Genomic DNA, 14,632 nt, shown 5'->3' on the forward strand with positions numbered 1-14,632 from the left:
CGACCGCCACCGTGGTGAGCGGCAGCACTGCACCGGTCCGGCCCGGCCTGTCCGTCGGACGGCCCGGTCGGCCCTGCGGGGGGTCGTTTAGCCGCTATTGATTCGGACGGGTCAGCCTGTACGCCAGCACATACGGGGCCAGTACACGTACAGGAAAGGGCGAGGTGGCACACGTGATCACGAAGCGTGTCAGAGTGACCGTCCGCGCATCCGACCCGCTGAGCCGGGCCGGATTGATGAGTCATCTGCAGCACCAGCCGTCGATCGAGATGGTGGACGACACCTGCGGACGGGCTGAGCCGACCGCTCGGCCCGGCGACCGGGCCGTCACCGTGATGCTCGCCGAACGGCTCGACGAGCCGGTCCCGGCGGATCTGCGGCGGGTCGTGCGCGGCGGGGAACAGCGGGTGGTGCTGGTCACCCGCGAGCTGCGCGAGTCGGATCTGCTGACGGTGGTGGAGTGCGGGGTGCGCTCCATACTCTGGCGCCACCAGGCCACCGAGCAGCGGCTCCTGAGGGCTGTGCACAGCGCGGCGCGCGACGAGGGCGAGCTGCCGTCCGACCTGATCAGCAGGCTGTTGACCCAGGTGGGACGGCTGCACCGCTCTGAGTCGGACCTCGCGACCGGCTCGGGGGGTCCAGCACCCCTGCTCGGCATGGCGCCGCGCGAGGTGGATGTGCTGCGCCTGGTCGCGGAGGGCCTGGACACCCGGCAGATCTCCGCGAAGCTCGCGTACTCGGAGCGGACCGTCAAGAACGTCCTGCACGCGCTGACGACCCGGCTCCAGCTCAGCAACCGGGCGCATGCCGTCGCCTACGCGCTGCGCGAGGGCTACATCTAAACGACCTTGGTGATCTGTGCGGTCCAGGGCCGCGCCGCGCCCCGGGCCGGGTCGATCCTCGACAACCATGAGGACGCGCCGCCGAAGGTGTCGCTGGAGGAGAGGCAGGAGACCGGTCCGCCGATCGCTGCCGCGAGCCGCCGAAGGCGGCCCCGCGCGGTTGTGAACGGTGGTCAACCTCCTTGTGGTCCAGACCTATTGACAGGTCTGGACCAATCCGCTTGAGTGCCTGGTGCCCCCACTTCATCCCCCACAAGGAGTGGCACATGCCCCTACGCCGGATCATCGCGACGCTGGCCTCGGCGGCCTCCGCCATCGGCCTCGCCACCCTCCTCCCGCTCGCCTCGCCCGCGTACGCGGCAAGCTGCGCCGCCCCGTACGCGGCCTCCGCCGTCTACACCGGAGGCACGACTGCCTCCTACGGCGGCCACAACTGGTCCGCCAAGTGGTGGACCCAGGGCGAGACGCCCAGCACCGGCGGCTCGGGCGTCTGGGCCGACCAGGGCGACTGCGGCGGCTCCACCACCCCGCCGACCAACCCCGGCGGATTCGTGGTCTCCGAGGCCCAGTTCAACCAGATGTTCCCGAACCGGAACTCCTTCTACACCTACGCGGGCCTGACCGCCGCACTCAGCGCCTACCCGAGCTTCGCCAACACCGGCAGCGACACGGGCAAGAAGCAGGAGGCCGCGGCCTTCCTCGCCAACGTCAGCCACGAGACCGGCGGACTGGTTCACATCGTCGAGCAGAACACCGCCAACTACCCGCACTACTGCGACACCACGCAGCCTTACGGTTGCCCGGCCGGCCAGGCCGCGTACTACGGGCGCGGCCCGATCCAGCTCAGCTGGAACTTCAACTACAAGGCGGCCGGCGACGCGCTCGGAATCGACCTCCTCCACAACCCCAACCTGGTGCAGACCGACGCGGCCGTGGCCTGGAAGACCGGCCTCTGGTATTGGAACACCCAGAACGGCCCCGGCACCATGACCGCGCACAACGCCATGGTCAACGGCGCGGGTTTCGGCGAGACGATCCGCAGCATCAACGGCTCCCTGGAGTGCAACGGCAAGAACCCGGCCCAGGTGCAGAGCCGGATCAACGCCTACCAGAGCTTCACCTCGATCCTGGGCGTCCCGACCGGCTCCAACCTGTCCTGCTGACAGCGTTCGACAAGAGGCCGGGCCGAGGGGGTTCACACTTGTCCGACGGCTGTTTGCGTGACCGCGGTGTTGGCTAGGGTGGCATCTGACGGCTTCCGTGCGGGCCAAGGCAAGAGGGCCTGGAACAGGGGACACAGGAAGGTGCTGATCCATGGCTGCCCACCGGTCGGATGAAGGGCAGCACCCTCGCCCTGCCTCAGGAAGTCAAGATCCGGAACATCATTTACCGATTACGGCGAGCTACCGTAGGCCGACCGGACGCGGTGGGCGGATGACCGGTCGGTCGGCGCCCGCGGTGCTGCCCCCACCGCTGCGCGCGTGGCTCGGGCTGATCGCGGCGCTCGCCACGCTGGTGGTCGTCGTGCTCGGGGTCCTGTACGCCGGCCACAGCGAGCCCGGCAGGGTGGACAGGTGGATCGTTGAGCCGACGGCGGACAGCGTGCGGCCGCCGTGGCGGCGTGTCGCTCTGGCCATGGACTTCTTGGGGGAGCCCGCCGGGTCGGCGATGCTGGTCGTGGCCGCCGTGACGGGCTGCCTGTTGCTTCGGCGTCCTCGCGCGGCGGTGTTCATCGTTGTCGGCGTCGGCGTGACCGTGGGGACGGCGACACTGCTCAAGTCGCTGGTGGGACGCACCATCCACGGCGACGGCAACCTGTCCTATCCGAGCGGGCACACCGCCTTCCTCACCGCGCTCGCCCTCGTGGTGGCGCTGCTCGCGACCGGCCGACTCGGCCTCGGCAGGACGGCCGGCACGCTGCTCGTGCTCGCCGCAGCGCTGGTCGCGGGCGCCACGATGGGCTGGGCGGAGGTCGCCCTGAGCGCGCACTACCCGACCGACGCCGTGGGCGGCTGGTGCACCGCGCTGGCGGTGGTACCGGCGACCGCGTGGCTGATCGACCGGGCGGCCGACCGGCTGGTCGATCGGATGGCCGACGCCGGTCGGCGGGAGCGTAACTGACGCCACGTCACGCCACGTCACGTCATGCCAAGCGGCGGAATACGGGCTTCACCGGTCGCCCGGCCAGCCACGGGGTGGGGTCAGCGGCGTCCAGCGCCTTCCGGTACACCGCACATGCCTGGGCGACCACATGGACGGTGCGGTCGATGTCGGCGTCGCTGAGCGCGCTGCTCACCACGAACGACGGGGCCAGCACTCCGCCCGCGAGGAGCCGGCGCAGGAACAGGGTGCGGTACGGCTGCGACGGCTGCCCCTTCTCGTCGAGGGTGGCGAAGACCAGGTTGCTGGCCCGGCCCCGGACCACGATGTGGTCGCCTACGCCCATACTGGCCGCGGCTTCGCGGACACCGGCGGCCAACCGCTCGCCGAGGGCGTGCAGTTGAGCGGTGATGCCCTCCTCGACGTAGGTGGTCTGCACGGCCATCGCGGCGGCCAGCGAGTGCGTTTCCGCACCGTGCGTGGTGGACAGCAGGAAAACCCGCTCGCCGGAGTGACGCAGCCCGCCCCGCTCCATCAGATCGCGGCGCCCGGCCAACGCGGAGACGGCGAATCCGTTGCCCAGCGCCTTGCCGAACGTGGAGAGGTCGGGGACGACGCCGTACAGGCCCTGGGCGCCCGCCTCGGACCAGCGGAAGCCGGTGATCATCTCATCGAAGATCAGTACGCAGCCGTGCCGGTCGGCCAGCTCGCGCAGGCCGGCGAGGTACCCGGGCGGTGGTTCGGTGTGGGTGGCGGGTTCGAGGATCAGGCAGGCGACCTCGCCCTGGTGCCGAGCGAGCAGTTTCTCCGTTGCGGTCAGGTCCCCGTACGGGAACGCCACGGTGAGCTCGGTGGTCGCCGCCGGAATGCCCGCGGACATCGGTGTCGTACCGATGAACCAGTCGTCGGTGGAGAAGAAGGGGTGGTCGGCGCAGATGGCCACCCGCGGGCGCCCCGTGGCGGCGCGGGCGAGGCGCACCGCGGCGGTGGTGGCGTCGGAGCCGTTCTTCGCGAACTTCACCATCTCGGCGGTCGGCACCGTGGCCAGGAAGAGTTCCGCGGCCTCGACCTCCACGATGGACGGCCGGACGAAGTTGCTGCCGCGGTCGAGTTGCCGCCGCACCGCCTCGATCACGCGTGGGTGGGCGTGGCCGAGGCTGACCGACCGCAGGCCGGAGCCGTACTCGACGTAGCGGTTGCCGTCGACGTCCCACACGTGGGCACCGCGGCCGTGGCTGATGACGGGGGCCAGGTTGTCGGGGTACTGGTCGTCGCCCTTGGCGTAGGTGTGCGCGCCACCGGGGATCATCGCGTGCAGCCGCTCGTTCGCCAGCCGCGACCGGGGCAGGAGGAACTCCTCGGTGTCTTCGGTGTTCACGCCGACCTCACCTCTCCTTGTGCTTCAGGACCTCGGCGAGGCTCGGCGCCTCCCGGTCCCGCTGGGACATCGATGTGACCGGCAGCGGCCAGGGAATGGCGAGCTCCGGGTCGTCGAAGGCGATCGTCACGTCCTCGGCCGGATCGTGCGGGCGGTCGATCCGGTACGTGGTGTCAGCGGTTTCGGTCAGCGCCTGGAAGCCGTGCGCGCACCCCGCCGGGATGTACAGGGTCGCCTGCGTCTCGCCGGACAGCTCGAAGGAGGCCACGTTGCGGTACGTCGGTGAGTCGGGCCGCAGGTCCACGACGACGTCGAAGATCTTCCCGTACGAGCACCGCACCAGCTTGGCCTCGCCGCTGCCGGAGCGCAGGTGCATGCCGCGCAGCACGCCCCGGACCGAGCGGGACACGCTGTCCTGGATGAAGGCGTCCGGGTCGAGGCCCACCGAGCGGACCACGTCGGCGTCGAAGGTACGGCAGAAGAAGCCGCGCTCGTCGGCGTACGGTGTCGGCTCGAACAGGTACGCGCCGTCGATCGCCGGGACTTCGGTCGCTTTCATGGAGTCTCCCGCAGGGCGTGGGCGTGGCCGGCCGCCGGGAACAGGGCCGTGGTCAAGTCGGTGAATTGGTCCTGGAGTTGCCGGGCGACTTCCTGGTTCCGCTCGGCGAGGGTCCGCCGCAGCTCCGCCGATCGCTTCTCCAGCGCCCGGAACTGCTCAAGCAGCCGGTCGGCGTCGACCTCACGGGCCGGGTGGCAGTACGCGCCAAGCCCCATCCGATCCATGAGCGCGTCGCTCTTCGCCGCATAGCCGATGGCGAGCGTCGGTGTGCCGACCTTCAGCGCGCAGATCAGGTTGTGGTAGCGAGTGGCCACCACGGTGTCGGCGGCCGCCATCTCCTTCATCAGGTCGGCCAGCGAAGCCGTCTCGGCAGCGGTGACCAGCGGCGAGTCCACCGCGTCGAGGATCGAGGCCACCACCGGCGCATCGCACTCGTCGCCGGTGAGCAGCCGGACCGGCCTGCCGTCCTCAACCAGCGTGCGGACGAAGCGAGTTGTCCCGTCGAGGTAGCTCCGGTGGATCTCCTCGGCCCGGGCGCGGTCGTCGTCGCCGCCGTGGAAGGCCATGACCCCGACGCAGACCAGGCCCGGGGTCGAGCTCTCCGACGGTGCCGGCAGGGCGAAGGCGAGGTCCGGGTAAACCTTGTCCCGCGCGGTGTGCACGCCCGTCGCGCGCATTGCGTCGCGGGACAGGGTGTCGCGGTACGAACGGTAGGTGGCGAGCCGTGCCGACCAGCGGACCAGGGCCCGCGTCGACCGGTTGCCGATCCTGTCCGCGCCCACGCTGACCAGCGCGACCCGGGTGCCGAACAGTCGGCCGGACGCGCAGAGCAGGAACAGCGAGTACGGGAAGCCCCACGGCCGCAGCGGCAGCGTGGCCTCCAGGACGCCCATGCCCGGCACGATCACCACGTCGTGCCGGCGCACCCAGGCAGCGGTGCGGAAGACGTCGACGAGTTTGCCCAGCCCTTTCCCCGCGATCGCGCCCGCACGCGACGCGGTCCGGTACTCCCCCCGGTACCAGTGCAGCCGCGTCGCGGGGATCCGGTACCGGGTCGCGACGACCTCGGGTCCGCCGCACAGCGCGTCCACGACCGCCCCCGGGTGCTCGGCGCGGAGGTAGCCGAGCACGGCCTCCAACGACCCGTCGTTGCCGAGGTTGCCGGAGCCGAGCAGGCCGAACACCCCGACGCGCACCGGAGTTTCGTCTCCGAACGTCATGTCTGCCTCCCCTCACGGCCCGCGACGAGCGCGTCGATGGAGACGTCGAGCCGGGCCGGGTCGACCGGGGTGCGGTCCTCGACCCGCTCGCCGGCGCCCGGCCGGGTCCGGCTGGCCATCCATGCGGCCAGGTGGCGGTAGCACGCGCGCCGGTCGGCCGAGGACAACGGCGCCCGCCGGACCGCCGAAACGAAGCCCCAGACGTACTCGGCGAGCAGTCGGGGCGTCGGGTGCAGCGGCCCTGCCCGGCGCGGGTCCAGGTTGACGCACCGGGAGCGCTTGGAAGGGTTCGCCCGCTCAGCGCGGGTGGGGTGGTCGCGGCGGAAGTACAGTAGCTCCGGCACTTGGTGGAAGGGCCCGTGCAGACCGATCTCGGCGACGAACGTGCGGTCCGCGTGGTGGTAGCTGTCGTGCGGCTTCACCCGGCGCAGCACGTCGGCCCGCATCACCCCGTAGAAGTCGTCGCCACCGGGCTCGAACAGCATGCTGCGGAAGCGCTCCGGCGCGTGCGGCGAGTCGGTGGCGAGCGTGTACTCGTACGGCACCTTCACCTGGCCTTCGCCGTCGATGACCGCCTGGTCGGCGTGCGCGAGGATCACGTCAGGGCGTGAGTCCAGCGCAGATACGCAGCGCCGCAGCAGGTCCCGGGCGTACAGGTCGTCGTGCGAGGCCCACTTGAACAGTTCGCCCCGGCACTCGGTGAACACGTAGTTGTGGTTCGGTGCGGCGCCGATGTTCTTGAGCAGCCGGATGTACCGGATGCGCGAGTCCTGCGCCGCGTACTTGCGGCAGATGTCCTGGGTCCCGTCGGTCGAGGCGTTGTCGGAGATGACCAGCTCGAAGTCCTCGTAGGTCTGTCCGAGCAGGGCGTCGAGCGACTCGGCCAGGTACTCCTCGCCGTTGTACACGGGCAGGCCGATGCTCAGCCGGGGATGGGTGGTCATGACGTCCTCACTTCACGGATGGGGTCTTGGTGGTGCTCGCGCAGGGCGGAGCGCAGTTCCAGCCACCACACGGTCGAGCTGCCGACGGTCGCGGCGGCGACGCCCCAGGCCGAGCCGACCGTGCCGGCCACGGCCGCCCCGCCGAGCCCGCCGCTGACATAGCAGGCGGAGGCGAACAGCTGGCAGCGCAGGCTGCGCCGGGCCGCGCCCAGCGCCCGCAGCCCGGCCGCCGCGCCGGTGCCGAGGCCCGCGCCCGCGACGGAGAGTGTGACCGGCGCGATGAGCTGCGAGGCGGAGTGCCAGACGCCGCCGAGGACCAGCTCGCCGAGCCGGTCCGGCACCAGCAGCAGCGACCCGCCCCAGAGCAGCGCGCCGACGGCCTGCCCGCCGCCCAGCAGGAGACAGAACGTGCCGAGGCGGTGCGGGGCCCGCCGCAGTACTCGTGCCGCCTCGGTGACGGTGACCAGCGACAGCCCCATCAGGACGGCGAGGAACGGGCCGAGCAGCAACTCGGCGCCGCGTACCGTACCCACCGCGCTGACCCCGACGATCGCGCCGAGCCCGTATGCCCGCAGCTGGCTCGCGCCGCTGAGGCTGACGTTCTCGACCAGGTACCGGTACCCGAGGTCGCGCTGCTCGCGCAGCCACCCGCGCGCTCCGCTCATGTGGGGCCGGATGCCGGACTGGAAGCAGCCGTACCCCGCGGCCACCGAGGCGGACGCGCCCCAGGCCAGCACGAAAGCGGCCACGCTGCCCACGTGGGCCGCCACCACCAGGGCCGGAACGAGCGCGACGCCCCACACGAGGTCGTTGACGAACGCCTTTTGCCCGGTGCCGGCGGCGAAGAACGCGAACCGCCAGGCGTCCTGCAGCAGCAGCCCCGGCAGCACGACGCCGAGGACGGCGAACGCGGGCCCCACGCTGCCGCCGAGGGCAAGGCCGCCGAGCAGACATGCCGCGCCGATGGTGGTACCGACGCCGAGCGCGGTGCCCGAGGACCGGACCACCGCCGAGCGCCAGGACGCGTCCGGCACGCCGCTGAAGCGCACCACGAGCGGGTCGGTGGCCAGCCCGCGGGAGACGTTGAGCACCACGCCGTAGGTCACCCAGGCCAGGCTGAACGCGCCGAACGCGGCCGGCCCGAGCGAGCGTGCCACGTAGATCCCCACCGCGAAGTTGCTCATGCTGGAGGCCGCCTGATCGGCCAGTCCCCAGGACAGTCGGCCGACCATGGCCCGCTTGGCGGTCCGTGGGGCGGGTCCGGCCGCCGCCGATACCGTCGCCTTCTCCCCTTCGGTGGTCATGGCGTCATACCTTGATCAGATCGGCGCCGCGCAGGGCCTCGGCAGCGGCGGCGACGGCTTCGAACGGCAGCCCGGACCGCTCGGCGACGTCCAGCAGACCGTGCTCGCCGTCGGAGAGGCTGAGCACCCAGAGCATGGCCATCTGGGCCTGCTTGGTGTCGCTGCGGCCGCCGAGCGCGTCGTACAACCCGCGTCGGCCCAGCTGTGGTTCGCCGTAGGGGCTGAGGTTGAGATACCGCCGGTTGCGGTCGAGGACGGCGAAGGCCTCGCGGCAGACGGCGAGGGTGTCCGCCATCGCCTCGGGGGAGACGAAGTCCGGGTTGTCCGCCGAGGTGTGGTACTCGGGGTAGCCGGCGTAGGGGGTCCGGCTGAGGGAGCCCACGCCGAGGTCGAACCCGGGGGAACAGAACTGCCGCTCGTCGTAGCCGTACGGAGTGAACTCGGTGACGTGGTGCGGGCGTTCGGACGCGGCAAGGACGTGCCGCATCACCCGGTCGATCTCCGCGTTGCCGCGTCGGCTCTGCTTGTACGTCAGTCGGCCCCGGTCGCCGGCGCAGGCCAGCACCAGGCCGTGCTTGACCCGGTCGATCCGCTCCGCGTTGCGGGCCAGCCAGGTGATCGCCCCGATGGTGCCGGGCGCGAAGATGAACCGGTAGGTGTAGTACGGCGATTGCTCCGCCAGCGCCCGGGCCAGGAACACCGCCACCGCGATGCCTGCCAGGTTGTCGTTGGCCAGCGAGGGGTGACAGACGTGGCAGGAGACGATCACCTCGTCGGGGACCTGCCCGGGGACGATGTGCTCGGCGTAGGTGAGGTGGCCGTCGGCGAGCGTGGAGTCGATGCGTACCTCGTAATCGCCTTCAGGCAGCGCGTCCAAGGTGTCCTGGGCCAGGCAGAATCCCCACTCCGGCTTGTAGTAGCTGGTGCGGTACGGCACCCAGGCCGGGTGGTCCGGCAGGGTGTGCAGGTGCGCGCGGAGCTCGGCCAGCGGCATGGTCGCCGACACCGGCACGCTGTAGCCGAGCACGTGCAGGCTGGACGCGGCGAAGTCGACGACCCGGTGGCCGGCGGTGTCGGCGATGTACGCGTCCCGGATGTTCCACTCCTGCGGCACCGTCCAGTCGAGCACTTGCGTCCCGGTCGGCACCTCGTGCACCTGCAGCGGAACGTATTCGCCGACGATCTCCAGGGTGGCGCGCACACCGTCGCCGGTGATGCTCCGGCACAGCGGGTACAACCGCTCCACCAGCGCGTGCATCTCCTCGCCGACCGCGGTCACCGGCGCCACCGCAGGGTGTCGTCGACCGTGCCGGCCTCGGACGCCGCGCGCAGCACGGCAAGGCGGGTGAAGCGCCGCTCGAAGTCCTCCCGGGTCAACCCGTGTTTGCGGTAGGCGTCGGCGAGTTCGAGCGCGCCCCGCTTCACCGTCCACTCGCAGTCGAAGCCGGGGATCGCGGCGCGGAACCGGGAGAAGTCCACCCGGTATGACCGCGGGTCGGCACCGGTCTCCCCGGTGATCACCACCTTCGAGCCGGACACCGCCTCGGCGACCTGCTCGGCGATCTCGGCGACCGTGACGTTGTTCATCTCGCTGCCGATGTTGAACGCCCGGTCGTGCACCGCTTCGCGCGGTGCGGTCAGCGCGGCCGCGAAGGCCCGTGCGATGTCGGCGGCGTGCACCAGCGGGCGCCAGGGGGTGCCGTCGGAGAGCACCAGCACCTCGCCGGACAGGAGCGCGTGGCCCACCAGGTTGTTCAGCACGATGTCGGCGCGGAGCCGGGGTGAGTAGCCGAAGGCGGTGGCGTTGCGCATGAACACCGGGCTGAAGTCGCCGTCGGCCAGCGCGTGCAGGTCGTCCTCAACACGCACCTTGGACTCCGCGTACGGCGTCACCGGGCGCAGCGGGGCGTCCTCGGCCACCAGGTCGCTGCCGCCTGCGGCACCGTAGACCGAGCACGTCGACGCGTACAGGAAGCGCCGCACTCCGGCGTCGCGGGCCAGCCGGGCCAGCCGTACGGAGGCGTGGTGGTTGATGTCGTAGGTGAGCTCCGGCGCCAGCGAGCCCAGCGGGTCGTTGGACAGCGCGGCCAGGTGGATCACGGCGTCCACCCCGGCCACGTGGTCGGCCGTGACGTCGCGCAGGTCCACCCGATGCCCCTGCGGGTCGGCGGGCGGCGGGCCAAGGACGCAGTCGGCGAACAGGCCGGAGTCGAGGCCGACGACTTCGTGTCCGGCGGCCGCGAGGACCGGGGCCATCACGGTGCCCAGGTAGCCCTGGTGTCCGGTCAGTAGTACGCGCAAAGTTCAGTCCCCCACAGTGGAAGTGCCAAGGTTGAGCGTGAGTTTGGTGACGGCGAAGGCCTCGGCGTAGCGCGCATGGCATTCGATGCCGCGGATCCGTGCGAGGCCGAGGAAGGCCTCCCGGTCGTACCAGGGCCGGTGCCGTTGCGAGGGGTAGTGCTCCTGCAGCAGCCGCACCTTCTGTTCGGCGACCTCCGGCGACAGCGGCTGGTACGCCGTCGGACGGCCGAGATCGCCGTCCCACTTGACGATCTCGTAGCCGAGGCCGAGGTGGTCGCGGAACGCGGTGGTCACCAGCTTCGCCAGGCCGCGGTGGTCCTGGTGCGCGTCATCGGTGCGCGGTGCAAGCACGAGATCCGGCTCGGTCTGCGCGCGGAGCTCCTCGACTGCGGCCTTGGCCTCGTCCCAGTGCGCGGGCAGTCGGCCGTCCGGCAGCTTGTGTACGGTCAGCCGCAGGTCGGCGCCCGGGCAGAAGGCGGCGAGCGCGGCCTGCTCCTCCTGCTCCCGTTCGCTGCCACCGCCGGAGAGCACCAGCGCGTCGACACGGATATCCGGGTGCGCGCGGCACATTGTCAGCAGCGTGCCGCCGGCGCCGATGGCGATGTCGTCGCAGTGCGCGCCCACCGCGACGATCCGGTCCAGGCGCCCGGCCCCGAGCCGGATCACGCCCTTGCCCCCGCGCCGTCCCGTTCCCACACGGCCCAGGGACGGTCGCCCCGGGCGTAGGCGTCGTCGAGGGCGGCCCGCTCCTTCACAGTGTCGGTCGGCTTCCAGAAGCCGCGGTGCTGGTGCGCCACCAGCCTGCCGCGCTTGGCCAGTTCGGCACATCCGTCGGCGACCAGGTCCCCGTTCTCCGGTATGTGGTCGAAGACCTCCTGGCGGAGCACGAAGTAGCCGCCGTTCTCCCACAGCGGCAGTTCGCTGACCGCGGTGATGCCCCCCACCAGGCCGTCCTCGCCCAGGTCCACGCAGTGGAACGACGACTGCGGCGGCACCACCATCATCGACGCCCCGACGTCACGCCGGGCGAAGGAGTCGATCATCTCCGGCAGCGGGGCATCGGTGAGCACGTCGGCGTAGTTGGCGAGGAACATCTCCTCGCCGTCCAGGTGGTGTCGCACCCGGCGCAGCCGCTCCCCGATCGGCGACTCGACGCCTGTCTGCGCGAACGTGATCGTCCAGTCGGCGATGTCGGTGGACAGCAGCTCGGTCCGCCCGTGCCGCAGCACGAAGTCGTTGGACGTCGTCTCCTCGTAGTTGAGGAAGAAGTTCTTGATGTGGTGAGCCCCGTACCCGAGGCACAGGATGAACTCCGTGTGCCCGAAGTACGCGTAGTAGCGCATGACGTGCCAGATCAGCGGCCGCGGGCCGACCATCGCCATCGGCTTGGGCATGTCGTCGGCGGCTCCGCTGCGCATCCGCAGCCCGTAACCGCCGCAGAACAGAACGACCTTCATGCTGTGACCTCATTCACGACGTGGCCTCGACAATGCTCAGTTCCGGGATGGGAAAGACCAGCCGGCCGCCCCAGTCGTGCACGAAGGACAACTGCTCGACCAGCTCGGCCCGCAGGTTCCACGGGAGGACGAGGACGTAGTCCGGCTTGTCGGCGGCTATCCGCTCGGGCGGCAGGATGGGGATGCGGGTGCCCGGAGTGAACCTGCCGTGCTTGTAGGGGTTGCGGTCGACCGTGTACGCGAGCAGGTCGGGCCGGATGCCGCAGTGGTTGAGCAGGGTGTTTCCCTTGCCCGGGGCGCCGTAGCCGACGACCGTCTCGCCGCGCTCGGCCGCTGTGATGAGGAACTTGAGGAGGTCGCGGCGCACCTTGGCGACCCGGGCGGAGAACTCGGTGTACCCGGACAACTCCTGCAGCCCGGCGGCCTTCTCCCGGTCAAGCACGTCGGCCACTTGCCGGGTCGGCTCGCCGGCCACCTCGGTCGGCCGGGCCCACAGCCGGATGGAGCCGCCGTGCGTGGGCAGCAACTCCACGTCCACGAGCGCGAGTCCGCCGCTCGCGAGGGCCCGGGTCGCGGACGCGACCGTGTAGTACTGGAAGTGCTCGTGGTAGACCGTGTCGTACTGGTTCTCCTCGATCAGGGTCAGCAGGTGCTGCACCTCGATGGAGACCCAGCCGTCGTCGGCGACCAGGGCGCGCAGCCCCTGGGTGAACCCGACCACGTCGGGGATGTGCGCGTACACGTTGTTGGCCACGACCAGGTCCGCCGGGCCGTGCTCGGCGCGGACGTCCGAGCCGGTGGCCGGGTCCAGGAACTCCGTGAGCGTGGGCACACCCGCGTCCCGCGCCGCGGCGCCGACGTTCACCGACGGCTCGATGCCGAGGCAGCGGATCCCGCGGTCCACCACGTGCCTGAGCAGGTACCCGTCGTTGCTCGCGACCTCGACCACGAAGGCGTCGGGGCCGAGCCCCACTCGCCGTACGGCGTCGGCGACGAACGTGCGCGCGTGCTCCACCCAGGAGGTCGAGTAGGAGGAGAAGTACGCGTACTGCGTGAACGTCTCCTCCGGCGTGATCAGCGGAGGTATCTGAGCGAGCCAGCAGTCGGTGCAGACCCGCAGGTGCAGCGGGTACGCCGGTTCCGGTTGGTCCAGTTGGTCCGCGGCGAGGAAGCTCTCGCACGGCGGGGTCGCTCCGAGATCGACGACGCTTGCCAGCGCCGCCGAGCCACAGAGTCGGCATCTTGTCATGTGGTGCCCCCATCCCCCCTGCTCGCGCGGGTGACCCGTCGCGAGCCAGTGTTTTCGTCCCCTACCGGCGGCGGGCTGTCCCCGTCGCCGGACCGACCCGCGATCGCGGTGCGGTATTCATCCACCAGGCGCTCCAGCCCGACGGCCGGGCTGAAGCCCTGCTCGTAACGGCGCCGGGCCGCCTGGCCCATCTCCCGGTTGCGGGCCGTCTCGGCCGTGATCCGGCGCAGGCAGTCCGCGAGCGAGGCGGGCTCGCCCGGCTGGTGCAGCAGCCCGGTCACCCCGTCCTCGACGAGTTCGACGAAGGCGCCGTGACCGGCGGCGACGGCCGGGACCCCCGCCGCCATCGCCTCCGCTACCACCAGGCCGAACGTCTCCAGGGAGATCGAGGGAGCCACCACGGCGACCGACCGCGCGACGGCCTGCCGGCACTGATCCGGGTCGTACAGGCCGACGTACCGCACGTCGTCCCGGCCCTGTGCCCAGGCGGTCACGTCCCGCTCCAGTGGCCCCGCGCCGGCGAGCACGAGCGGCACGCCCACACCGCCGTCCGCGGCGATCTCGTCCCACGCGGCCATGAGCAGCCGCACGCCCTTGGCCTCCGCGAGCCGGCCGAGGAAGAGCAGATGCTCGCCGTCGCCCGCTCGGCGCGCGCCCGGCTCGGGCACGAAGTTGTGCTTCACCGCAAGGCGCGAGGCAGGCATGCCGGACCGCACCAGGATGTCGCGCTGCGCCGCGGAGATGCAGAAGAACCGCTCCACGCCGGACCACCACCGCCGCCGGTTGACCAACAGGCTGACCGCGAGCGGGACCGTCGCCAGCCGGGAGTTGCGGTAGCAGCCGTGCCGGACGGCGGGCAGCGGCGCCAGCGCCCCGACGCACTCGGTGCACGACCGGCCGTCGCGGTGCAGCGTGCCGGGCGGGCAGACCTGGGTGTAGTTGTGCAGCGTGGCGACGACGGGCACGTCGGCGTCGGCACAGGCGGCCAGCACCGCCGGCGACAGGAGCGGGAAGACGTTGTGGACGTGCACCACGTCAGGCCGTTCGCTGCGGAGCCGGGCGGCGAGCTCAGCGCGGACCGCCGGGTTCCACGGCACGAGGAGCGGCACCGCGGCCTTGGCCAGCAGGGACCGGGCGGCGATGTCGTCGCTGCGCCGCTCGAAGACATCGACTCGGTGGCCGGCCGCGCGCAGCAGCCCCACCTCCTCGTCGACGACCCTGTTCTCCCCGCTCGGCTGCGCCGAGGAGTAGCGGTTGTGCACCACGAGTACGTGCATG

Annotated in this window: 14 protein-coding genes; 3 read left to right on the plus strand and 11 right to left on the minus strand. The window is 71.3% G+C overall.

From position 1 onward, the window contains the following. Window positions 1-194 precede the first annotated feature (194 nt). From OG965_RS37790 to OG965_RS37800, 3 genes are all read left to right on the plus strand, one after another. Window positions 195-842: a response regulator transcription factor gene (locus OG965_RS37790; RefSeq protein ID WP_371656601.1), complete on the plus strand. Its 648-nt coding sequence runs from the start codon at window positions 195-197 to the stop codon at window positions 840-842. Between the two features lie 266 nt (window positions 843-1,108). After that, the gene (locus OG965_RS37795) at window positions 1,109-2,005 is read left to right on the plus strand and encodes a glycoside hydrolase family 19 protein (protein WP_371656602.1); all 897 of its coding nucleotides are present in this window, start codon (window positions 1,109-1,111) and stop codon (window positions 2,003-2,005) included. 271 nt (window positions 2,006-2,276) lie between these two features. Continuing rightward, entirely contained in the window at window positions 2,277-2,963 is a 687-nt protein-coding gene (locus OG965_RS37800) for a phosphatase PAP2 family protein (protein ID WP_371656603.1), read from the plus strand. A gap of 22 nt (window positions 2,964-2,985) precedes the next feature. Here the strand turns inward: OG965_RS37800 and OG965_RS37805 are convergent, their stop codons facing one another. The 11 genes from OG965_RS37805 to OG965_RS37855 are packed head-to-tail and all read right to left on the minus strand — an operon-like array spanning window position 2,986 to window position 14,631. Beyond that, on the minus strand, window positions 2,986-4,320 hold the full coding sequence (locus OG965_RS37805) for a glutamate-1-semialdehyde 2,1-aminomutase (protein WP_371656604.1): 1,335 nt from the start codon (window positions 4,318-4,320) through the stop codon (window positions 2,986-2,988). 7 nt (window positions 4,321-4,327) lie between these two features. Further along, window positions 4,328-4,879 carry a dTDP-4-dehydrorhamnose 3,5-epimerase gene (gene rfbC / locus OG965_RS37810; protein WP_371656605.1) on the minus strand — a complete coding sequence of 184 codons (552 nt, stop codon included), beginning with the start codon at window positions 4,877-4,879 and terminating at the stop codon, window positions 4,328-4,330. Next, the gene (locus OG965_RS37815; RefSeq protein WP_371656606.1) at window positions 4,876-6,099 is read right to left on the minus strand and encodes a polysaccharide pyruvyl transferase family protein; all 1,224 of its coding nucleotides are present in this window, start codon (window positions 6,097-6,099) and stop codon (window positions 4,876-4,878) included. Before OG965_RS37815 ends, rfbC begins: the two co-directional genes overlap by 4 nt. Then, window positions 6,096-7,043 carry a glycosyltransferase family 2 protein gene (locus tag OG965_RS37820; RefSeq protein ID WP_371656607.1) on the minus strand — a complete coding sequence of 316 codons (948 nt, stop codon included), beginning with the start codon at window positions 7,041-7,043 and terminating at the stop codon, window positions 6,096-6,098. Before OG965_RS37820 ends, OG965_RS37815 begins: the two co-directional genes overlap by 4 nt. Next, a complete protein-coding gene (locus tag OG965_RS37825; RefSeq protein ID WP_371656608.1) occupies window positions 7,040-8,347 on the minus strand; it encodes a hypothetical protein in 1,308 nt (435 codons plus the stop codon). The genes OG965_RS37820 and OG965_RS37825 overlap by 4 nt, the downstream gene beginning before the upstream one ends. Before the next feature lie 4 nt (window positions 8,348-8,351). Beyond that, the gene (locus tag OG965_RS37830) at window positions 8,352-9,635 is read right to left on the minus strand and encodes a DUF4910 domain-containing protein (RefSeq protein ID WP_371656609.1); all 1,284 of its coding nucleotides are present in this window, start codon (window positions 9,633-9,635) and stop codon (window positions 8,352-8,354) included. Next, on the minus strand, window positions 9,623-10,648 hold the full coding sequence (locus OG965_RS37835) for an NAD-dependent epimerase/dehydratase family protein (RefSeq protein ID WP_371656610.1): 1,026 nt from the start codon (window positions 10,646-10,648) through the stop codon (window positions 9,623-9,625). The genes OG965_RS37830 and OG965_RS37835 overlap by 13 nt, the downstream gene beginning before the upstream one ends. A gap of 3 nt (window positions 10,649-10,651) precedes the next feature. Then, the gene (locus OG965_RS37840) at window positions 10,652-11,314 is read right to left on the minus strand and encodes a PIG-L deacetylase family protein (protein WP_371656611.1); all 663 of its coding nucleotides are present in this window, start codon (window positions 11,312-11,314) and stop codon (window positions 10,652-10,654) included. After that, window positions 11,311-12,105: a glucose-1-phosphate cytidylyltransferase gene (locus OG965_RS37845; RefSeq protein WP_371656612.1), complete on the minus strand. Its 795-nt coding sequence runs from the start codon at window positions 12,103-12,105 to the stop codon at window positions 11,311-11,313. The genes OG965_RS37840 and OG965_RS37845 overlap by 4 nt, the downstream gene beginning before the upstream one ends. Before the next feature lie 13 nt (window positions 12,106-12,118). Continuing rightward, a complete protein-coding gene (locus OG965_RS37850; RefSeq protein WP_371656613.1) occupies window positions 12,119-13,354 on the minus strand; it encodes a class I SAM-dependent methyltransferase in 1,236 nt (411 codons plus the stop codon). Next, entirely contained in the window at window positions 13,351-14,631 is a 1,281-nt protein-coding gene (locus OG965_RS37855) for a glycosyltransferase (RefSeq protein WP_371656614.1), read from the minus strand. The genes OG965_RS37850 and OG965_RS37855 overlap by 4 nt, the downstream gene beginning before the upstream one ends. Window position 14,632: the final 1 nt, after the last annotated feature.

Source organism: Streptomyces sp. NBC_00224, assembly GCF_041435195.1.
Classification (GTDB): domain Bacteria; phylum Actinomycetota; class Actinomycetes; order Streptomycetales; family Streptomycetaceae; genus Streptomyces.